Below are 21459 nucleotides of genomic sequence, written 5' to 3' on the forward strand. Positions count from 1 at the left end.
CCGCCGGCAACCCACACGGGAACCGGCGGCACCACCGTAGCGGGCTGATCGCCCCACGGCCTGATGAGGTAACCCCGACAATGTTGAGCTTTATTGCCCGGCGCCTTGGCCTGCTGATACCGACCTTTTTCGGCATCACCTTGCTGACCTTCGCGCTCATACGCCTGATCCCCGGCGACCCGGTGGAAGTGATGATGGGCGAGCGCAGGGTCGACCCCGAAATGCATGCCCAGGCCATGGAGCGCCTGGGGTTGAACAAGCCGCTGCCGGTCCAGTACCTGGACTACGTCGGCAAGCTGGCCCAGGGTGACCTCGGTGAATCGCTGCGCACCCGCGAGAGCGTTTGGAGCGAGTTCCTCACCCTGTTCCCGGCCACACTCGAACTGGCCTTCGCCGCCCTGTTGTTCGCCGGCATCGTCGGCCTGCTGGCCGGGGTGATCGCCGCGCTCAAGCGCGGTTCGCTGTTCGACCACGGGGTGATGGGCATTTCGCTGGCGGGTTATTCGATGCCGATCTTCTGGTGGGGCCTGATCCTGATCATGTTCTTCTCGGTAAGCCTGGGCTGGACCCCGGTGTCCGGGCGCATCGACCTGCTCTACGACATCGAGCCGAAGACCGGCTTCATGCTCATCGACACCCTGCTCAGCGACGAGGAAGGTGCGTTCAAGGACGCGGTGATGCACCTGATCCTGCCGGCCATCGTGCTCGGCACCATCCCGCTGGCGGTGATTGCCCGCATGACCCGCTCGTCGATGCTCGAAGTGCTGCGCGAGGACTACATCCGCACCGCCCGCGCCAAAGGCCTGTCGCCGGCCCGCGTGGTGTTCGTGCACGGCCTGCGCAACGCGCTGATCCCGGTACTGACCGTATTCGGCCTGCAGGTCGGTACGTTGCTGGCCGGTGCGGTGCTGACCGAAACCATCTTTTCCTGGCCGGGCATCGGCAAGTGGCTGATCGAAGCCATCGGTGCCCGTGACTACCCCGTGGTCCAGAACGGCATCCTGTTGATCGCCTGCCTGGTGATCCTGGTCAACTTCGTCGTGGATATCCTCTACGGCCTGGCCAACCCACGCATCCGTCATCAGCGCTGAGGCCTTCGCCATGACTAGCCCGATTCCGAAATCCGTCACGCCGGCCAGCCCGGTGGACCAGAGCCTGCTCTACCCCTCGCCATACAAAGAATTCTGGCAAGCCTTCGCCCGCAACAAAGGCGCGGTGATGGGCCTGGCCTTCATGTGCCTGGTAGTGTTCTGCGCGCTGTTCGCGCCGTGGGTTGCCCCGCACGACCCGAGCGAGCAGTACCGCGAATTCCTGCTGACCCCACCGGTGTGGCTCGAAGGTGGCAGCTGGCAGTTCATCCTCGGCACCGACGAACTGGGCCGCGACCTGCTTTCGCGGCTGATCCAGGGCGCGCGGCTTTCGCTGCTGATCGGCCTGTCGTCGGTGGTGATGTCGCTGATCCCTGGCATCCTGCTGGGCCTGCTGGCCGGTTTCTTCCCGCAACTGCTCGGCCCGTCGATCATGCGCCTGATGGACGTGATGCTGGCCCTGCCCTCGCTGCTGCTGGCGGTGGCCATCGTCGCCATCCTCGGCCCAGGCCTGATCAACACCGTGATCGCCATCGCCATCGTGTCGTTGCCATCCTACGTGCGCCTGACCCGCGCCGCCGTGATGGGCGAGCTGAACCGCGACTACGTCACCGCCGCACGCCTGGCTGGTGCCGGGCTGCCACGGCTGATGTTCGTCACCGTGCTGCCCAACTGCATGGCACCGCTGATCGTGCAGGCCACCCTCAGCTTCTCCTCGGCCATCCTCGACGCCGCCGCCCTGGGCTTCCTTGGCCTTGGCGTACAGCCGCCGACCCCGGAGTGGGGCACCATGCTGGCTTCGGCCCGTGACTACATCGAGCGCGCCTGGTGGGTGGTGAGCCTGCCCGGCCTGACCATTCTGCTCAGTGTGCTGGCAATCAACCTGATGGGCGACGGCCTGCGCGATGCGCTGGACCCGAAACTCAAGAACGCCGCCTGAGGAGAACGCCATGTCACTGTTGCAGATCAACAACCTGAACGTGCGCTTCGGCGACGCCAATGCGGTACCGGTAGTCGATGGCCTGGACCTGACGGTGGAGGCCGGCGAGATCCTGGCCATCGTCGGCGAATCCGGCTCGGGCAAGTCCGTGACCATGATGGCCCTGATGGGCCTGATCGACGCCCCCGGGCGCATCACCGCCGACTCGCTCACCTTCGACGGCACCGACATGCTCAAGCTCAGCGGTCGCCAGCGACGCAAGGTAGTGGGCAAGGACATCGCCATGGTTTTCCAGGACCCGATGACCGCGCTCAACCCCAGCTACACCGTGGGTTACCAGATCGAGGAAGTGCTGCGCCAGCACCTGGGCCTGAAGGGCAAGGCCGCGCGCCAGCGTGCCCTGGAGCTGCTGAAGAAGGTCGAGATCCCGGCTGCGGAAAGCCGCCTGGACGCCTACCCGCACCAGCTGTCCGGCGGCATGAGCCAGCGCGTGGCGATTGCCATGGCGATTGCCGGCGAACCCAAGCTGCTGATTGCCGACGAACCCACCACTGCGCTGGACGTGACCATCCAGGCGCAGATCATGGAGCTGCTGGTCAACCTGCAGAAGGAGCGCAACATGGCGCTCATCCTGATCACCCACGACCTCGCCGTGGTCGCCGAAACGGCCAGGCGGGTGTGCGTGATGTACGCCGGCCAGGCCGTGGAAGTGGGCCAGGTGCCGGAGCTGTTCGACGTGCCCGCCCACCCCTACAGCGAAGCGTTGCTGGCGGCGATCCCCGAGCACAGCATTGGTGCCGAACGCCTGGCCACCCTGCCCGGCATCGTCCCCGGCCGCTACGACCGCCCCGTGGGTTGCCTGCTGTCACCGCGCTGCCCGTACGTGCAGGACAACTGCCGGCGCCAGCGCCCGCCCCTCGATCCCCAGGCCCATGGCCTGGTGCGTTGCTTCTACCCGCTGAACCAGGAGGTGGCGTGATGGCCGTCGTTCTATCCGCCCGGGAGCTGACCCGGCATTACGAAGTCTCCCGTGGGCTGTTCAAGGGGCACGCCCTGGTCCGCGCGCTGAATGGCGTGTCGTTCGAACTGGAGGCCGGCAAGACCCTGGCCGTGGTCGGCGAATCCGGCTGCGGCAAGTCGACCCTGGCCCGCGCCCTGACTCTGATCGAAGAGCCGTCGTCCGGCTCGCTGCAAATTGCCGGCACCGAAGTGAAAGGCGCCAGCAAAAGCGAGCGCAAGCAACTGCGCCGCGATGTGCAGATGGTGTTCCAGAGCCCCTACGCCTCGCTCAACCCACGGCAGAAGATTGGTGACCAGCTGGCCGAGCCGCTGCTGATCAACACCTCGCTGAGCAAGGCCGAGCGGCGAGAAAAGGTGCAGAAGATGATGGAACAGGTCGGCCTGCGCCCCGAGCATTACCAGCGTTACCCGCACATGTTCTCCGGTGGCCAGCGCCAACGTATTGCCCTGGCCCGGGCAATGATGCTGCAGCCCAAGGTGCTGGTGGCGGACGAGCCGACCTCGGCACTGGACGTGTCGATCCAGGCCCAGGTGCTGAACCTGTTCATGGACTTGCAGAAGGAGTTCAACACCGCCTACGTGTTCATCTCGCACAACCTTGCGGTGGTACGGCATGTGGCCGATCAGGTGCTGGTGATGTACCTCGGCCGGCCGGCGGAGATGGGACCGAAAGAAGATATCTACGAAAGGCCGTTGCACCCGTATACCCAGGCGCTGCTGTCGGCGACCCCGACGATTCACCCGGACCCTTTGAAGCCGAAGATCCGCATTGCCGGGGAGTTGCCCAACCCGCTGAACCCGCCGGATGGGTGTGCGTTTCACAAGCGCTGCCCGTATGCGACCGAGCGGTGTGCCAAGGAGGTGCCGGCGCTCAGGCAGGTGAGTACCCGGCAGGTGGCTTGTCACTATGCCGAGCAGTTTCTTTAGCCTTTAGATAGCCGGGGCTGCTTTGCAGCCCTTTCGCGACACCAGGCCGCTCCCACAAAGGACCACGATCTCCTGTAGGAGCGGCCTTGTGTCGCGATGGGCCGCAAAGCGGCCCCAATAATTTCAATGCATAAAGAACCAGATCAGGATAATCACCGGAATCGGCACCCCAATCATCCAAAGCAGTATCGAGCGCATGGCCTTTCTCCTTGTTCGATGTTGAACAGACCGGTGCACTCGCCATGCCATCCCTGTCAAAAAAATCACTCTCAACCAAATCAACGGCTTACGCCCCAAGCCGCTTGGCAAAACCGTGCAATATGCCGGATCCGCCCCCTTGCAGCTGGGTGTTCTGCAATGCACTATCAGGCTCATGACCGCCACCACCCTCCCCGACGGCCCCGAGCAGACCCCGCTCACCGCCGACACCGTGCTGCGCTACCACCTGTGCTGGAAGCACCGCGACCTCGACGGCGTCATGTCGCTCTACCACCCCGACATTCAGTACCACGACTTCTTCCAGAACCGCGTGCTCGGCTACCAGGAACTGCGCGACTACGTGCGCGCCTGCCTGCCCCATGAAGCCGGCGAAGATATCGTGCACAGCGACCGCATCCGCGTCGACGGCTGTACCGCGTTCATCCAGTACCAGGTCACGGTCCAGGGCGGCGACGGCCTGGTGGCGTTCCAGTCCAGCGAGGCGATTACCGTCAAGGACGGCCTGATCTGGCAGGTCAACGAATATGCCACGCTGGTCCGCCGCAATGGCAGCGGCCACGCCAGCAGTGGCCCACGCCCGGCCACCAGCCGCCTGGGCCTGTCGCCGAGGCAGTTGTCGACCATGGCCCAGGACCTGGAACACTACTTCCAGCGCCAGCGCCCCTACCTGGACCCGGAGCTGGACCTGCAGCAGGTGGCCGACGCCAGCGGCTACAGCCGCAACCAGATCTCCTACCTGCTCAACCAGGTGCTCGGGCAAAGCTTCTACCGCTACGTCAACCAGGCCCGCCTGCAGCACCTGATGGCCAGCCTTGATAACGACAGCATCGAGGCCACGATCGACGAGCTGGCGTTCAATGCCGGTTTCAACTCGTTGTCGGCGTTCTACAAGTGTTTCCGCGAACACACCGGGCTTACGCCCAAGGCGTACCTGAAGCAAATTTCCCTGCGTGCACGCACGTAGGACAGCCGCCCGCCGACACCACTAGGATCGCCCACAGACCTTGACGGATGTGGAGCCGAACCCGATGCAACCCCTGCGCACGCTCAGCCTGTGGATGGACCAGCTCGACGAGCCGTTGTGCGCCCGCCCGGCCCTGCGTCAGGACCTGGACGCGGATGTGTGCATCATCGGCGCTGGCTACACCGGCCTGTGGACCGCCTACTACCTCAAGCGCCAGGCGCCACAGTTGAACATCGCGGTAATCGACGCCAACATCGCCGGCTTCGGCGCTTCGGGGCGCAACGGCGGCTGGCTGATGGGCAACCTGCTCGGCGAAGACCGGCTGCTGGCCACCCTGTCACCGCAACAGCGCCGCGCCAGCATCGACCTGCTGCATGGCATTCCCGATGAAGTACACCGCGTACTGCATCGCGAGAGCATCGACTGCGACTACCGCAAAGGCGGCGTGCTGTACTGCGCCGCGCGCTACCCGGAACAGGAGCGCAGCCTGCGCGCCTACCTCGACGACCTTTATCGCCAAGGCATGACCGAGGACGACTACCGCTGGCTGCGCCCCGAACAGCTTGACGCTCAGTTGCGGGTCAGCAACGCCTATGGCGCCATCTACAGCCCGCACACCGCAACCATCCAACCCGCCAAGCTGGCGCGTGGCCTGGCCCGGGCGGTAGAAGCGCTGGGCGTAACCATCTACGAAAACACCCCAGCCATCGACTGGCAGCCGGGTGAGGTACGCACCCCGTTGGCGCGCATCCGTTGCCAATGGACGGTACCCGCCGTGGAGGGCTATGCCGTCAGCCTACCGCCACTGGGCAAACATCAGCTGCCGGTACAGAGCCTGTTGGTGGCCACCGAACCACTGCCGGAGGCCACCTGGCAACAGATCGGCCTGAACCAGGGCCAGGCGTTCAGCGAAAGCAGCCGCCAGGTCACCTACGGCCAGCGCACCGCCGACGACCGCCTGGTATTCGGCGCCCGTGGCGGCTACCGCTTCGGTGGCCGCCTGCGCGAAAACTTCAACCTCGACGAACAGGAAATCGAGCTGCGCCGCTACCTGTTCAGCGAGTTGTTCCCACAGTTGAAGCACGCACGCATCACCCATTCCTGGGGCGGCAACCTGGGCATGGCGCGGCGCTTCCGCCCGCACATGCTCTGCGACCGTCAACGCGGCATCGCCCTGGCGGGCGGCTACGGCGGCGAAGGCGTCGGCGCCACCAACCTGGGCGGGCGCACCCTGGCCGCGCTGATCCTCAACCAGCACAACGAACTGACCACGCAACCCTGGGTGCTCGACAACCGCCCGCTTTCAAGCCTGGCCAGCTGGCCACCCGAGCCCTGCCGATGGCTGGGCTACAACGCGATCATCCAGAGCTTCGTCCACGAGGACCGGACCCTCGCCAACCCCGCCAGTGCGCCCTGGAGGCGGCGCCTTGCCAGCAATCTTGCGGACTTCATGGAAGGCTTCATGCGCTGATTTTTCCCCCTCACTGACACAGGATTTACCGGTCATGAGCATCACCCATTTCAAGAACACCGACAGCGCCGTGCTCGACAGCTCCAACCCGGTCACGGTGCCGCTTGGCGACCCCGTTGCAGTGACTTCGGTCACCTGCGTGGAACGCAGCGACGGCGTCGAAACCGGCATCTGGGAGTGCACCCCTGGGCGCTGGCGGCGGCAGATCGTGCAGCAGGAGTTCTGCCATTTCATCAAGGGCCGCTGCACCTTCACTCCCGACGGTGGCGAGCCGCTGCTCATAGAAGCCGGAGACGCACTGATGCTACCGGCCAACAGCACTGGCACCTGGGACATCCAGGAGACCGTGCGCAAAACCTACGTTCTTGTCTTCTGATCCGCTGATCGCCTGCCTTCGATAACAACACACAAAGCAAGGTAACCCCGACATGCGCACGCTCCTTCTCGCCCCCCTGATGCTGGCCGCCAGCGTGGCCGGCGCCGCCGAAACGGTGAAGATCTACAACTGGTCCAGCTACGTTGCCCCCGACACACTGAAGAACTTCCAGCAAGCCAGCGGTATCGTGCCCACCTACGACGTTTACGACAGCAACGAAACCCTCGACGGCAAGCTGATGACCGGCAACTCCGGCTACGACGTGGTGTTTCCGTCCAACCATTTCATGGCCCGGCAAATCCAGGGCAAGGCCCTCAAGCGCCTGGACAAGTCGCAATTGCCCAACTGGCACAACCTCAACCCGGTGCTGCTCAAGGCGCTCGAAGTGAACGACCCGGGTAACCAGTACGGTTTCCCATACCTGTGGGGCAGCACCGGCATCGGCTACAACATCGACAAGGTCAAGGCAGTGCTGGGCGACGATGCCCCGGTGGACTCCTGGGACCTGATCTTCAAGCCCGAGTACATGAGCAAGCTGAAAAGCTGCGGCGTCGCGGTGTTGGACAACGGCCCTGAACTGCTACCGATCGCCCTGCACTACCTGGGCCTGCCGCACCACAGCCAGGACCCGGCGGACTATGACAAGGCCAAGGCGCTGCTGATGCAGGTGCGACCGTATATCAGCTACTTCCACTCCTCGAAGTACACCGGCGACCTGGCCAATGGCGACATCTGCGTGGTGGTGGGCTTCTCGGGGGATGTGCTGCAAGCGAAGAACCGCGCCGAGGAGGCGAAGAACGGGGTGAAGGTGGGCTACTCGATACCCAGGGAAGGCGCACCGATGTGGTTCGACATGGTTGCCATGCCGGCCGATGCACCGGACGAAAAGGCCGGGTATGCCTACATGAACTACCTGCTGCAGCCAGAGGTGATGGCCAACATCAGCAACCATGTGCAATACGCCAACGGCAACCTCAAGGCGGACGGGCTGGTGGAGCCGGCGATAAAGGGTAATACGATGATTTACCCGAGCGAGGAAGTAATGGGCAAGCTGTATGCGCTGGAGGCGATGCCGGCCAAGATCGACCGCATTCGGACGAGGATCTGGACCAGTATCAAGGCAGGAAACTGAGTGCTGCCGTAACGCGGTCACTGTGGGAGCGGGTTTACCCGCGAATGCGATGTTGAATTCACCGACGCATTCGCGGGTAAACCCGCTCCCACAGGGGTCAGATGCAAGCTTTCCGAATCAGTGGTGCTCGCGGGTAGCGCGGAACTTGATGTCCGGCCAACGCTCTTCCATCAGCGACAGGTTGACGCGGGTCGGCGCCAGGTAGGTCAGGTGCCCGCCACCGTCGATGGCCAGGTTCTCCATGGCCTTGTTCTGGAATTCCTCGAGCTTCTTCTTGTCGTCACAGCCGATCCAGCGGGCCGACCACACGGTGATCGGCTCGTAGGCGCACTCGACCTTGTACTCTTCCTTCAGGCGGCTGGCGACCACGTCGAACTGCAGCACACCGACTGCACCGAGGATGATGTCGTTGCTGCGCTCAGGGAAGAACACCTGGGTCGCACCTTCTTCGGCCAGCTGTTGCAGGCCTTGGCGCAGCTGCTTGGATTTCAGCGGGTCCTTCAGGCGCACACGGCGGAACAGCTCCGGAGCGAAGTGCGGAATACCGGTGAAGCCCAGCGCCTCGCCTTCGGTGAAGGTGTCGCCGATCTGGATGGTGCCGTGGTTGTGCAGGCCAATGATATCGCCGGCATAGGCCTCTTCCAGCTGCTCACGCTCGGAGGAGAAGAAGGTCAGCGCGTCGCCGATGCGCAGGTCCTTGTTGATGCGCACGTGGCGCATCTTCATGCCCTTCTCGTACTTGCCCGAGCAGATGCGCATGAAGGCGATGCGGTCGCGGTGTTTCGGGTCCATGTTTGCCTGGATCTTGAACACGAAACCGGTGAACTTCTCTTCCACAGGCTCCACGGTGCGCTCGTGAGCCACACGGCCCAGCGGGCGCGGCGCCCAGTCGACGACGGCGTCAAGCACATGGTCGACACCGAAGTTGCCCAGCGCGGTACCGAAGAACACCGGGGTCAGCTGGCCGTTGATGAACTCTTCCTGGTTGAACTCGTGGCAGGCGCCCTGCACCAGCTCCAGCTGTTCGACGAACGAATCGTACTGGTCGCCCAGGTGGGCACGGGCTTCGTCCGAATCCAGCTTCTGGATGATCTTGGCTTCGGTGCGCTCATGGCCGTGGCCCGGGGTGTACACCACGATGTAGTCACCGGTCAGGTGGTACACGCCTTTGAAGTCGCGGTAGCAACCGATCGGCCAGGTGATCGGCGCGGCCTTGATCTTCAGCACGGCTTCGATCTCGTCGAGCAGTTCGATCGGGTCGCGGATGTCGCGGTCGAGTTTGTTGATGAAGCTGACGATCGGCGTGTCGCGCAGGCGGCACACGTCCATCAGGGCGATGGTACGTGGCTCTACACCTTTACCGCCGTCGAGCACCATCAGCGCCGAGTCCACCGCGGTCAGGGTGCGGTAGGTGTCTTCCGAGAAGTCTTCGTGGCCGGGGGTGTCGAGCAGGTTGATCATGTGCTCGCGGTACGGGAACTGCATCACCGAGGTGGTGATGGAGATGCCGCGCTGCTTCTCCATTTCCATCCAGTCGGAGGTGGCGTGGCGGTCGGACTTGCGCGACTTCACGGTACCGGCGACGGCAATGGCCTTGCCCATCAGCAGCAGCTTCTCGGTGATGGTGGTCTTACCGGCGTCGGGGTGGGAAATGATTGCGAAAGTGCGGCGCTTCGCGACTTCGGCGGCCTGGTTGGTCATGGGAAATCGCCTGACTGGGGGATTAAAAAGGGGCGATATCATACCTGAAGTTGAGCCGGGACCAAAATTTGCTGAACCGGCGGTGCCTGTTCCGGCCCTTTCGCGGGCACGCCCGCTCCCACCGGTACTGCACAGGCCTGCACAGCAGTGGAGATCCCTGTGGGAGCGGGCGTGCCCGCGAAGAGGCCGGCACTGCCATTACAAATTCAACAACCAGCCGCTTTATCACGACAAATGGCCAAAGGGCAGTTATTTCAACGCCTACAGCGCACCAACCCGTTGCTTTCTCTCGTCAATTTTCCAACCAGCCAGTGATTAACGCTGGCCAAATGCCGCCCCAGATGGGAACCTTTACGCCCACGGAGACGTCCACTCCCCTGCAACCCGCTTCGGTTGGGGAGCTTTTTTCATCAGCATTTTCGGGCCCGACGGGGTTCGGCTCATAGCCTGATCGCAGCCTTCGGCGTGCGTCACGCTGCTACTCGCGAACACACCACCCGCCGCCAGGACTGGTCGGCAACCAAGAAGTGTGCTCGCCGACTACACAAGGAGTCCGCCTGTGGCAAAACGCTACGGAAAAGGGCTGTTGGGATGGGCCTCCGTGCTCGTCATCCTGGCCCTGCTGGTCCACTGGATCGGCATCGACACGATCGCGCGGTATCGCGACGATCTTGGGTTCTACCTGCAAGCGCACCTGCTACTGGTGCTGGCTTCGATGGCGGCGGCGCTGGCCGTGGGCATCCCCGCCGGCATTGCGTTAAGTCGACCGCACCGGGTCGACAAAGCCGAGCGCTTCATGCAGTTCTTCAACGTTGGTAACACCATCCCTCCCCTGGCCGTTCTGGCCATCGCCCTGAGTATCCTGGGCATCGGCGCCGGGCCCGCGATCTTCGCGCTGTTCCTCGCCTCCCTCCTGCCTATCGTGCGCAACACCTACGAGGGCCTGAAAAACGTCCCTGCCTCGCTCAAGGAAGCCGCCACCGGCATCGGCATGACTCCGCGCCAGCAACTCTGGCAAGTGGAGCTGCCCAACGCCGTGCCGATCATCGTTGGTGGCGTGCGTGTGGCCCTGGCGCTGAACGTTGGCACCGCACCGCTGTCGTTCCTGATTGGCGCCAACAGCCTGGGCAGCCTGATCTTCCCCGGCATCGCCCTGAACAACCAGCCACAACTGCTGCTGGGGGCTGCCTGCACCGCACTACTGGCGCTGGCGCTGGACGCAGCGGTGAGTTTCTCCAGCAAGCGCTGGCTGGAACGTGGCCTGGCTGGATAACGAGAGGGAACGTATGAACAAGAGAATCGCCTTGTTGTTGGGCGCGACCCTGCTGTTAGCAGGATTTGCCCAGGCAGCGGAAAAACCACTTGTCCGTATCGGCGCGCGGGTGTTCACCGAACAGACCGTACTCGCCGAAATCACCGCGCAATACCTGCGCGCCAACGGCTTTGATGTGCGCGTCACCAGCGGCCTTGGCAGCAACATCGCACGCCAGGCCCAGGAAACCGGCCAGCTCGACCTGATGTGGGAATACACCGGCGTGTCACTGGTGTCGTACAACCATATCGACGAGCGCATGCCCAGTGCCGAGGCCACCTACGCCAAGGTCAAGGCACTGGACGCGAAGAAGGACCTGATCTGGCTGACCCCGTCGAAGTTCAGCAACACCTATGCGCTGGGCCTGCCCAGGCAGGTCGCCGAGGCTTATCCGCAGATCAACTCGATCAGCGACCTCAACCAGGTACTGCGTGACGAAAGCCACCGCAACCACCTGGTGGCGCTGGACACCGAGTTCGCCAACCGCCCGGACGGCCTGGTAGGCCTGAAAGCGATGTACGACCTGCAAGTGGGCCGCGCCAACATCCGCCAGATGGATGCCGGCCTGGTCTACACCGCCATGCACAACAACCAGGTGTTCGCCGGCCTTGTGTACACCACCGATGGTCGCTTGAACGCGTTCAATCTCAAGCTGCTGGAAGACGACAAGCACTACTTCCCCGACTACACCGCCGCCCCGGTGGTGCGCAAACAGGTGCTCGACGCCAACCCGCAACTGGCCGGCCTGCTCAAGCCTCTGGCCGAGCAACTGGATGACGAAACCATGCGCCAGCTCAATGCCAAGGTCGACGTCGAACACCAGAACCCGACCAAGGTGGCCGCCGCCTTCCTGCGTGACCACCCAATGCCTGGCGAGGTACAACCATGAGCCTGCTCGACACGTTCGCCCACCTCGACTGGGCCCAGGTACTGCAGCTGACCTGGCAACACATCATGCTGGTCGGCGTCGCCGTAGGCCTGGCGATCATCGTCGGCGTACCGCTGGGCATCCTCATGACCCGCTTCCCGGCCGTCGCCGGCCCATTGCAGGCCAGTGCCACGGTGTTGCTGACCATTCCCTCGATCGCCCTGTTCGGCCTGCTGCTGCCGTTCTACTCCAGGTTCGGCCAGGGCCTGGGGCCGCTGCCGGCGATCACTGCGGTGTTCCTCTACTCACTGCTGCCGATCATGCGCAACACCTACCTGGCTTTGACCAACGTCGAACCCGGCATCCGTGAAGCCGCGCGTGGCATCGGCATGACCTTCGGCCAGCGCCTGCGCATGGTCGAACTGCCCATCGCAGTGCCGGTGATCCTCGCCGGTGTGCGCACCGCCGTGGTGATGAACATCGGCGTGATGACCATCGCCGCCACCATCGGCGCCGGCGGCCTTGGCGTACTCATCCTCACCTCCATCAGCCGCAGCGACATGTCGATGCTGCTGGTCGGCGCCGTGCTGGTCAGCCTGCTGGCGATCATCGCCGACCTGCTCCTGCAAACCCTGCAACGTGCCCTGACTCCAGAAGGACTGCGCTCATGATCGAACTGAAGAACCTCAGCAAAACCTTCAACGTCAACGGCAAGGACGTCAAAGCCGTCGACTCGGTAAGCCTCACCGTCAACGAAGGGGAAATCTGCGTGTTCCTCGGCCCCTCCGGCTGCGGCAAGAGCACTACCCTGAAAATGATCAACCGCCTGATCACGCCTACTTCCGGCCAGGTGTTCATCAATGGCGAAGACACCACCGGGCTGGACGAAGTCACCCTGCGCCGGCATATCGGCTATGTCATCCAGCAGATCGGCCTGTTCCCCAACATGACCATCGAGGAGAACATCACCGTGGTGCCGCGCCTGCTCGGCTGGGACAAACAGAAGTGCCATGAACGCGCCCGCGAGCTGATGCACATGATCAAGCTGGAGCCCAAGCAGTACCTGCAGCGCTACCCGCGCGAGCTGTCCGGCGGGCAGCAGCAGCGTATCGGCGTGATCCGCGCCTTGGCGGCGGAAGCGCCGGTGCTGCTGATGGACGAGCCGTTCGGCGCGGTCGACCCGATCAACCGCGAGATGATCCAGAACGAGTTCTTCGAGATGCAGCGGGCCTTGAACAAGACCGTGATCATGGTCAGCCACGACATCGACGAAGCGATCAAGCTGGGCGACAAGATCGCCATCTTCCGCGCCGGCAAGCTGTTGCAGCTGGACCACCCGGACACCTTGCTGGCGCACCCGGCGGACGAGTTCGTCAGCAACTTCGTCGGCCAGGACAGCACCCTCAAGCGCCTGCTGCTGGTACGTGCGGAAGATGCGGCAGACAACGCGCCATCGGTGTGCCCGCAAACGCCGGTGAGCGATGCGCTGGAGCTGCTGGACGAGCACGACCGCCGCTACGTGGTGGTGACCGATGCGCAGAACAAGGCGCTGGGCTACGTGCGCCGGCGTGACATGCATCGCCAGCAAGGGACTTGTGGCGACTTTCTGCGGCCGTTCAATGCCACGGCGTCGCATGATGAGCATTTGCGCATCCTGCTGTCGCGGATGTACGAGTTCAACCGGGCGTGGCTGCCGGTGCTGGATGCCGAACAGGTGTTCTTGGGCGAGGTGACGCAGGAGTCGATTGCGGCGTACCTGAGTTCGGGGCGCTCGCGGGGGGCCAAGACCAGCATTGTCTCGCCGGCCGAGGCGGTGGTTTCGTAATCGCCGGGGGCGCACTGCGTCCCCGGCAATCTCGGCTCAAAACCCAAGTAATGGATTGCCTGTGCCGGCCTCTTCGCGGGTAAACCCGCTCCCACAGGGTCGGTGCAAGGCTAAAGACCTGCGCGGTACCTGTGGGAGCGGGTTCACCCGCGAAGCAGGCGACGCGATGTCAGAACCCTACACTGGCCTGCACATAGAAGGTCCGCGGCTCACCCACATAGATGCCGGCATTGTTGTCGCTGGAGCGGGTGAAGTACTGCTTGTCGAACAGGTTCTTCACCCCCGCCGCCAGCTTCAGGTTGGACATCTGAGGCCCGAACTCATACCCGCCACGGGCATGCCAGGTCACATAACCCGGAATATCGCCAAACTGCCCGTCCGCACTCGGCTCGGTGATGTAGTCGCCGTTGAAGCTGCCATCGGCATTGATCCCGGTACCCGGCGCGCGCTGCTTGGATTGGGCGTAGGCATCCAGGTTCCAGGTCCAGTGATTGACCGCGTAACGCACGCCGGCAGTGGCCACCTGGCGTGAATAGAACGGCAGGTCACGGCCCTCGAAGCCAGGAATGTCCCCTTCATAAGTAGCGCGGGTATAGGTATAGCCACCGTTCACCGACAGCCCTTCCAGGCGCGGGTCCAGCCCGTCCAGGTCATAGCGCACCGAGGCCTCGATACCCTGATGCTTGGTCGCACCGAGGTTGGTCCAGCCCACATCGTTGCTGATGTACTGCAGTTCGTCATCGAAGTCGATGTAGAAAGCCGTCAGCTCACCAGCAAAGCCGCCATTGTCATAGCGGGTACCGATTTCGTAGGTCTTGGCCTTTTCCGGCTCCAGGCCATTGGCCGTACTGTTGCCCGTACCACCCTGGCCCAGCTGGAAGTACTGCAGGCTGCCGAACGAGGTCTCGTAGTTGGCGAACACCTTCCACGCATCGGAGATGTGGTACATCACGCTCAGCGCCGGCAGCGGCTCGTTGCTGGTGATGCTGCGTTTCTTCTCCGGCACCGGCTGGCCGTTGGCACCGAGCACCGGGCGGTCGCGCCAGTCGGTGTTGATATGCTCGAAGCGGATACCTGGGGTGATGGTCCAGTTACCCACGTCGATCTTGTCGTCGATGTAGTAGGCACTGGCCTCGGTACCACCGCTGCGGTCCTGGAACACATGGCCGTCGGAGCCCGGGGCGGGCGTCGGCACGTTGTCGATCAGCGCCAGGCGGGTCGACTGCTCACGCATCGCTTCCTTCAGGTAGCGGTAGCCCACGCTGACTTCCTGGGTGGTCGGGCCCGCGAAAAAGATCCGCGACAGCCGTGGTTCGATGGCAAAGGTGTGGTAGTTGCGCGGGTACGACGACAGGGTCTTCATGTCGCGCGAGGCAATGGAGCTGCCGCGGAAGCTGTCGGTGTAGTAGGTCAGCACTTCGAACTGGGTGGCGTCGTCGAGCTGCCGCTGCCACTTGAACGACACGTCCTTGCGCCGGCCGGCGAAGTAGTCGTAGTCGCGCAGCGACTGGTACGGGTTGCTGTCGTACTGCGCCTGGGTCAGGCCGCCAGGCATGTCGGCACGGCCGTCGTAGTAGTGGAAGTTGAGCCAGAACTCGTCAACGTCGGTCGGTGCCCAGTGGGTCTTGAGGATGACGTCGTCGATGTCGTTGCCATTGTTGCTTTCACGGTAGCCGTTGCCATTCACCCCGGTGTACAGCAGCGCCACGCCCATGCCGTTGTCCGCCGTACCGCCGACGAAGGCCGACTCGGTGTGCTTCCAGCCGCCATGCTGGGAGGTTTCCAGGGTGGTGGACAGCTCGGCCGAGGGCTTCTCGGGGATTGCCCGGGTAACGAAGTTGATCACCCCACCGACGTTCTGCGGCCCATAACGCACGGAACCGGCGCCACGCACCACGTCGATGCTGTCGAGGTTGCCCGAGGAAATCGGCGCCATCGACAGCTGCGGCTGGCCATAGGGCGCGAAAGCGGCCGGAATGCCGTCGATCAGCACCGTGGAGCGTGGCGACAGGCGCGAAGTCAGGCCGCGAACGCCCACGTTCAGCGACAGGTCGCTACCGCCGGTACCGTTGGAGTCCTGCACCTGAACGCCGGGGATGCCGCGCAGCACGTCACGCACGTTCATTGCGCCCTTTTCCACCATCGCCTCGCGGCGCACCACGGTGCGCGCGCCGGGGTGGTTCTGCACCACGCTCTGCTGGGCATCGCCCAGCCAGTCACCCACCACCTTGACGTCGGTGGGTGCCAGCTCCAGGCTACCGGTGGTGAGGGTGCCATCGGCCTGGGCCGGCTTGACCACCACGGTGCCCTGGAACATCTCGTAGGTCAGGCCGCTGCCTTGCAACAACTGCTGCAGCGCCTGCTCGGGCGCCAGCTGGCCGGACACCGCCGGGGCCTGCTTGCCGGCCACCAGGTCGGGGCTGAAGAACAGCTGCAGGTTGGTCTGCTGGCCCAGTTGGTTCAGCGCCGATGCCAAGGATTGGGCCTGAATCTGGATAGTGCTGCCGGCGTCTGCGGCCTGGCTGTTGACGGCCACGGCGCTGACCGCCAAGGCCAGCGCCAGGGCGCGGAAGCGTGGGAAGGGCTTGTTGTTGTTCACGTCGTCGAAACTTCCTGGAATACGGAATAAACGCCAACCGCATGCAAATGGAAATGCTTGGCAGTTGCAGCTGGCGGGGAAGACGAACGAGCGGAAAAAAACCTGAATCTATTTCGCGATTATTTCGCGCGAGCCATCTTCGTTGGCCTTGACGACCACCGGCAGGATGCTCGGCAAGGCACGCAGCAGCGCATCGGTGTCGTCGGTGCTGAAGGTGCTGGACAGCCGCAGCTGGGCGACTTTGCCGGGGGCGACCCGCAGCGGCTGGCTGCGGTAGCGCGAGGCTTCGGCCACCACCTCGGCCAGGGTGGCGTTGTCGAACACCAGCCTGCCTTGGCGCCAGGCAGTCAGGGCGCCGGTATTCACCGCATAGGGCGCAGCCACCTGGCCTTGTTCATCTATATGCGAGCCCTGGCCCGCCGTGAGCTGCGCCAGCGAGGCGCCCTTGCCCTGCACACGCACCGAGCCCTGCTCCACCGCCACGCGGGTGCTGGCCGGGTCCAGGCGGACGTCGAAACGGGTACCGGTGACAGTCACGCTGCCCTGGGCGGTGTCGACCACGAACGGCCTGCCACTGTCGTGGGCGACGGTGAACATCACTTCACCCGCCATCAGCCGGACATGCCGCTGGCCGGCGCTGAAAGCGACCTGCACTTGCGTGCTGCCGTTGAGCTCAAGGTGCGAACCATCCGGCAGTTCGACCTGGCGGCGTTCGTTGAAGGCGGTCTGCAAGCTGCCCTGGTGATTCAGTTGCTGGTAGTGCCAGCCGCCCCAGCCCAGGCCCAACGCCAGTGCGGCCACGCTGGCGGCCAAGGCCTGGCGCACGAAGCGCCGACGTGGCAACTGGCGTACCGGTGCCGGCTGGCACAGCGCTTCCAGGCGCTGGCGCGGGATGAACTCGGCGGCCTGCCACAGGCGGGCGAGCTGCTGGTACTCATCACGGTGCCGCGCATCGCCTTCCAGCCAGGCGTGCAGCTGCGCCTGCAGCCCGGCATCGCGAGGTGCATCCTGCACCCGGGCGAACCACGCGGCCGCCTGCTCGCGGACGGTATCGGTACCGTGCTGTTTCATCGAAAAGGTCTCCTGACTCATCATGCCGACACATCCAGGTGCTCGCGCAGATGCCGGAGCGTGCGGATCATATACTTTTCGACCATGTTCTTGCTCAACCCCATGCGCTCGGCGATCTCGGCCTGGGTCAGCCCTTCGAGCTTCTGCCAGATGAACACCTGTCGGCAATTGAGCGGCAGTTCGGCCAGCGCCCGCTCGACACTGTCGGCCAGCTCCAGCGCATGCACGTAGGCCTCGGGGTCGCCACCGACGGCCATGCCTTCGTCGAAGGCTTCCAGCTCCAGTGCCTGGCGGCGGTCCTCGCGACGGAAGCCATCCACAGCAATATTGCGTGCGGTCTGGTGCAGGTAGGCGCGTGGCTGCTCGACCTGCTCGCGCGGGTTTTCCAGTACCCGGACAAAGGCATCGTGGGTGAGGTCCTCGGCCTGCTGTCGACTGCGCAACTTGCGCGTCCAGGTGCCGATCAGCTCATGGTAGTGGTCGAGGAAGCCTTTGGGTCCGGACACGGTCGGGGTCATCAGGGAGGCAGACAAGGGTGCGAATAGTAATGTTTCTCATCAATGGCGGCAATTCCGCCAGTCGGTAACAAAAAATTTATCGTCTTTTTCATGCACGGCAGTGCCAGGGAAATGTGGCCATAAATATGAACACCTGAGGCCCCTTCGCGGGCACGCCCGCTCCCACAGGAACCGCGAGATGCCTGTGGGAGCGGGCGTGCCCGCGAAGGAGCCAGCGCGTTCCATTCCACTATTTTTTACGCTTGAAACACTCCGGGGAACATCAGCCGGTCACATGGGTCGGTTATTCAAATGGCAGGTCGTCGATCCGCGCCGATCACGCCCGGATTGCCTGTTGATTCTGCATTCTTCACGCCCTAAAGTGCGCGCCGAACGTCCATGCTGGAAACGATCCATCCGGCTCAAGTACTGAGTAGGCGAACCAAAGTGGGGATACGGAGGACGTTCAGTTTGCAGCCACTTAAATTTTCAGTTTGCCCATGGAGTCCCTGAGCATGTCGATCCAGGTCGAAGACTATTTCGCGCGTGACACCTTCCAGAAAATGAAGGCGTTTGCCGACAAGCAGGAAACCCCGTTCGTACTCATCGATACCCAGATGATCAGCCAGGCCTACGACGACCTGCGCGCTGGTTTCGAATTCGCCAAGGTGTACTACGCGGTCAAGGCCAACCCGGCCGTGGAAATCATCGACCTGCTCAAAGAGAAAGGTTCGAGCTTCGACATCGCCTCGATCTACGAGCTGGACAAGGTGCTGGGTCGCGGCGTCAGCGCCGACCGTATCAGCTACGGCAACACCATCAAGAAGTCCAAGGACATCCGCTACTTCTACGAGAAGGGCGTGCGCCTGTATGCCACCGACTCGGAAGCCGACCTGCGCAACATCGCCAAGGCCGCACCGGGTTCGAAGGTGTACGTGCGTATTCTCACCGAAGGCTCGACCACCGCCGACTGGCCGCTGTCGCGTAAATTCGGCTGCCAGACCGACATGGCCATGGACCTGCTGATTCTCGCCCGCGACCTGGGCCTGGTGCCTTACGGCATTTCCTTCCATGTCGGCTCGCAACAGCGCGACATCAGCGTGTGGGACGCCGCCATCGCCAAGGTCAAGGTGATCTTCGAGCGCCTGAAGGAAGAAGACGGCATCGAGCTGAAGCTGATCAACATGGGTGGCGGCTTCCCGGCCAACTACATCACCCGGACCAACAGCCTGGAAACCTACGCCGAAGAGATCATCCGCTTCCTGAAGGAAGACTTCGGTGACGACCTGCCGGAAATCATCCTCGAGCCGGGCCGTTCGCTGATTGCCAACGCCGGTATCCTGGTCAGCGAAGTGGTACTGGTTGCACGCAAGTCGCGCACCGCCGTCGAGCGCTGGATCTACACCGACGTGGGCAAGTTCTCCGGCCTGATCGAAACCATGGACGAGTCCATCAAGTTCCCGATCTGGACCGAGAAGAAAGGCGAGACCGAAGAAGTGGTCATCGCCGGCCCGACCTGCGACAGCGCCGACATCATGTACGAGCACTACAAGTACGGCCTGCCGCTGAACCTGGCCATCGGTGACCGCCTGTACTGGCTGTCGACCGGCGCCTACACCACCAGCTACAGCGCAGTGGAATTCAACGGCTTCCCGCCGCTGAAGGCTTACTACCTGTAAAGCAAAACGGGGCCGAAAGGCCCCGTTTTCATTTGTGCTTTCCGCCCTCAGGCCTGTGCAACTCCCTGTAGGAGCAGCCTTGTGCTGCGAAGAGGCCATAACTGCCAAAGGCCATCTTTTGTCTTGCCGGCCTCTTCGCAGCACAAGGCTGCTCCTACAGGCCTTGAGGGAACCTCAAGCTTCGCGCCGTTCGATCTCCTCGGCATACCGCGCCGCAAATGCCATCAACACCGGCCCGGCCTCCTGCAAGGTCACCAGCGCACTGCGCAGAAAATTCATGTTTCCCTCGACCCGCGCCCGTTCCAGCCAAGGCCCGGCTTCCGCCACCTGCCCCCGCTCGACAAGCACCAGCGCCAGGCTGAACATGCCACGGAAATCCCCCGCCTCGGCTGAGCGCCGATACCAGCGCACCGCCCGTGTCGGATTGGGCGCCGTGGCGATGCCTTGTTCCAGGTAACGCCCGTACAGGTTCATCGACTTGGCATGCCCCATGTGCGCGGCCTTCTCGTAACACATCAGCGCCTGTGCCTGGTTGGCCGGTATGCCGCGCCCGGTGGCCAGCAAGTTGCCCAGGTTGTACAGCCCCCAGTCCAGCCCAGCATCGGCCGCACGCGCATAGTGAATGGCCGCCTGCGCCTGGCTTGGCTCACCACCCCAGCCATGCTCCAGGCAACGGCCCAGCATGTTGTGCGCCATGGCACTGCCACCCTGCGCGGCAATGCCGAACCAGCGCCTGGCGACGGCGGCATCCGACTGAATGCCGCGCCCGTCGAGCAGGATCTGCCCCAGCAACAACTGTGCCTCGACCGCGCCCTGCCCTGCCGCCGCCAGGATCGCCTGGGCGGCCTTGCCAGGGCTTTCTTCCAGCATGGCCTGCAAACCGGCCACATCCACCACTTCCTCACGTCGCAACTGATAGGACACGGCTCAGACCTCGGCCCAGCGGCGCAGCAGATTGTGGTAGGTGCCGGTCAACTGCAGCAGTGACGGATGGTCCGGCACATCGGCAGTCAGTTGCTGGATGGCATTGTCCATTTCGAAGAGCAACGCCCGCTGGCTGTCCTCGCGCACCAGGCTCTGGGTCCAGAAGAACGCGGCGTAACGCTGGCCACGGGTAACCGGGTTGACCTTGTGCAGGCTGGTGCCGGGGTACAGCACCAGGTCACCGGCAGCCAGCTTGACCTGCTGCTCGCCGTAGGTGTCCTGGATCACCAGCTCGCCGCCGTCGTAGCTGTCCGGATCGCTGAGGAACAGCGTGGAAGACAGGTCGGTACGCACCCGCTCCGGGCTGCCCTTGGGCTGGCGCAGGGCGTTGTCGATGTGAAAGCCGAAACTGCCGCCTTCGCGGTAGCAGTTGATCAGCGGCGGGAACACCTTGTGCGGCAAGGCTGCAGACATGAAGCGCGGGGTCTGCCACAGGCGGTCGATCAGCGCGCTACCGATTTCCTTGGTCAGCGGGTGGCCTTCCGGCAGTTGCAGGTTGTGCTTGGCCTTGGCCGACTGGTAGCCGGCCGTGATCTTGCCGTCGGCCCAATCGGCCTGCTCCAGCGCCTCGCGGATACGGGCCAGTTCATCGGCGTCGAACAGGCCGGGGATATGAAGCAGCATGGCGACAGCACCGTTTGGAAAATGTAAGGCGCCAATGATATTGATTCACTTTTGCGCTTCACAAGCCCAAATGGCCGCTTAAGACGTTTCAGCTTGATGAAACCGTAAAGGCAAATTGTAAAGATTGTAAATTCTTCACGAATGGTAACGACTCTCAATTGT

At 63.4% G+C, this 21459-nt stretch carries 19 protein-coding genes; 13 read left to right on the forward strand and 6 right to left on the reverse strand.

Annotated elements, in window-relative coordinates:
- The first annotated feature begins 80 nt into the window (after positions 1 to 80).
- From CAG18_RS09075 to CAG18_RS09115, 8 genes are all read left to right on the forward strand, one after another.
- Positions 81 to 1091 carry an ABC transporter permease subunit gene (locus CAG18_RS09075; RefSeq protein ID WP_012316108.1) on the forward strand — a complete coding sequence of 337 codons (1011 nt, stop codon included), beginning with the start codon at positions 81 to 83 and terminating at the stop codon, positions 1089 to 1091.
- A 10-nt stretch (positions 1092 to 1101) separates the two neighbouring features.
- Complete coding sequence (locus CAG18_RS09080) at positions 1102 to 2028, forward strand: ABC transporter permease subunit (protein WP_015269040.1); 927 nt, start codon at positions 1102 to 1104, stop codon at positions 2026 to 2028.
- 10 nt (positions 2029 to 2038) lie between these two features.
- Positions 2039 to 3007 carry an ABC transporter ATP-binding protein gene (locus CAG18_RS09085; RefSeq protein WP_003257886.1) on the forward strand — a complete coding sequence of 323 codons (969 nt, stop codon included), beginning with the start codon at positions 2039 to 2041 and terminating at the stop codon, positions 3005 to 3007.
- On the forward strand, positions 3007 to 3975 hold the full coding sequence (locus tag CAG18_RS09090) for a peptide ABC transporter ATP-binding protein (RefSeq protein WP_085720768.1): 969 nt from the start codon (positions 3007 to 3009) through the stop codon (positions 3973 to 3975). Before CAG18_RS09085 ends, CAG18_RS09090 begins: the two co-directional genes overlap by 1 nt.
- 373 nt (positions 3976 to 4348) lie before the next feature.
- Entirely contained in the window at positions 4349 to 5158 is an 810-nt protein-coding gene (locus tag CAG18_RS09100) for a nuclear transport factor 2 family protein (protein ID WP_085720770.1), read from the forward strand.
- A gap of 64 nt (positions 5159 to 5222) precedes the next feature.
- Positions 5223 to 6629 carry an FAD-binding oxidoreductase gene (locus CAG18_RS09105; protein WP_085720771.1) on the forward strand — a complete coding sequence of 469 codons (1407 nt, stop codon included), beginning with the start codon at positions 5223 to 5225 and terminating at the stop codon, positions 6627 to 6629.
- 34 nt (positions 6630 to 6663) lie between these two features.
- The gene (locus CAG18_RS09110) at positions 6664 to 7005 is read left to right on the forward strand and encodes a cupin domain-containing protein (protein WP_015269035.1); all 342 of its coding nucleotides are present in this window, start codon (positions 6664 to 6666) and stop codon (positions 7003 to 7005) included.
- A 52-nt stretch (positions 7006 to 7057) separates the two neighbouring features.
- The gene (locus CAG18_RS09115) at positions 7058 to 8137 is read left to right on the forward strand and encodes a polyamine ABC transporter substrate-binding protein (protein WP_085720772.1); all 1080 of its coding nucleotides are present in this window, start codon (positions 7058 to 7060) and stop codon (positions 8135 to 8137) included.
- Positions 8138 to 8254: 117 nt separating this feature from the next.
- Here the strand turns inward: CAG18_RS09115 and CAG18_RS09120 are convergent, their stop codons facing one another.
- Positions 8255 to 9838, reverse strand: coding sequence for a peptide chain release factor 3 (locus CAG18_RS09120; RefSeq protein WP_003257876.1), 1584 nt, complete (start codon positions 9836 to 9838; stop codon positions 8255 to 8257).
- A gap of 559 nt (positions 9839 to 10397) precedes the next feature.
- On the opposite strand from CAG18_RS09120, the gene CAG18_RS09125 reads away from it, so the two are divergent.
- Genes CAG18_RS09125 through CAG18_RS09140 form a run of 4 tightly spaced genes read left to right on the forward strand, consistent with a single transcriptional unit; the run spans position 10398 to position 13843 of the window.
- Positions 10398 to 11111 (forward strand): ABC transporter permease, encoded by a 714-nt coding sequence (locus tag CAG18_RS09125; RefSeq protein ID WP_085720773.1) that lies wholly within the window; start codon positions 10398 to 10400, stop codon positions 11109 to 11111.
- 13 nt (positions 11112 to 11124) lie between these two features.
- On the forward strand, positions 11125 to 12039 hold the full coding sequence (locus CAG18_RS09130) for a glycine betaine ABC transporter substrate-binding protein (RefSeq protein WP_085720774.1): 915 nt from the start codon (positions 11125 to 11127) through the stop codon (positions 12037 to 12039).
- The gene (locus CAG18_RS09135; RefSeq protein ID WP_013971042.1) at positions 12036 to 12689 is read left to right on the forward strand and encodes an ABC transporter permease; all 654 of its coding nucleotides are present in this window, start codon (positions 12036 to 12038) and stop codon (positions 12687 to 12689) included. The genes CAG18_RS09130 and CAG18_RS09135 overlap by 4 nt, the downstream gene beginning before the upstream one ends.
- Entirely contained in the window at positions 12686 to 13843 is a 1158-nt protein-coding gene (locus tag CAG18_RS09140) for a betaine/proline/choline family ABC transporter ATP-binding protein (RefSeq protein ID WP_085720775.1), read from the forward strand. Before CAG18_RS09135 ends, CAG18_RS09140 begins: the two co-directional genes overlap by 4 nt.
- Positions 13844 to 14012: 169 nt before the next feature.
- Here CAG18_RS09140 and CAG18_RS09145 read toward each other — a convergent pair whose 3' ends face one another.
- The 3 genes from CAG18_RS09145 to CAG18_RS09155 form a co-directional block, all read right to left on the reverse strand.
- On the reverse strand, positions 14013 to 16442 hold the full coding sequence (locus tag CAG18_RS09145; RefSeq protein ID WP_015269030.1) for a TonB-dependent receptor: 2430 nt from the start codon (positions 16440 to 16442) through the stop codon (positions 14013 to 14015).
- A 108-nt stretch (positions 16443 to 16550) separates the two neighbouring features.
- Positions 16551 to 17513 (reverse strand): FecR family protein, encoded by a 963-nt coding sequence (locus tag CAG18_RS09150; RefSeq protein WP_061303280.1) that lies wholly within the window; start codon positions 17511 to 17513, stop codon positions 16551 to 16553.
- Between the two features lie 20 nt (positions 17514 to 17533).
- Positions 17534 to 18031, reverse strand: coding sequence for a sigma-70 family RNA polymerase sigma factor (locus CAG18_RS09155; protein ID WP_015269028.1), 498 nt, complete (start codon positions 18029 to 18031; stop codon positions 17534 to 17536).
- A 494-nt stretch (positions 18032 to 18525) separates the two neighbouring features.
- On the opposite strand from CAG18_RS09155, the gene CAG18_RS09160 reads away from it, so the two are divergent.
- A complete protein-coding gene (locus CAG18_RS09160) occupies positions 18526 to 19689 on the forward strand; it encodes a type III PLP-dependent enzyme (protein WP_015269027.1) in 1164 nt (387 codons plus the stop codon).
- A 174-nt stretch (positions 19690 to 19863) separates the two neighbouring features.
- Here the strand turns inward: CAG18_RS09160 and CAG18_RS09165 are convergent, their stop codons facing one another.
- Both CAG18_RS09165 and CAG18_RS09170 read right to left on the reverse strand, forming a co-directional pair.
- The gene (locus CAG18_RS09165; protein WP_085720776.1) at positions 19864 to 20613 is read right to left on the reverse strand and encodes a tetratricopeptide repeat protein; all 750 of its coding nucleotides are present in this window, start codon (positions 20611 to 20613) and stop codon (positions 19864 to 19866) included.
- Between the two features lie 3 nt (positions 20614 to 20616).
- Positions 20617 to 21297, reverse strand: a complete 681-nt coding sequence (locus CAG18_RS09170; protein ID WP_085720777.1) for a Fe2+-dependent dioxygenase — start codon at positions 21295 to 21297, stop codon at positions 20617 to 20619.
- Positions 21298 to 21459: the final 162 nt, after the last annotated feature.

The organism is Pseudomonas sp. B22(2017), assembly GCF_002113105.1.
GTDB lineage: Bacteria > Pseudomonadota > Gammaproteobacteria > Pseudomonadales > Pseudomonadaceae > Aquipseudomonas > Aquipseudomonas asiatica.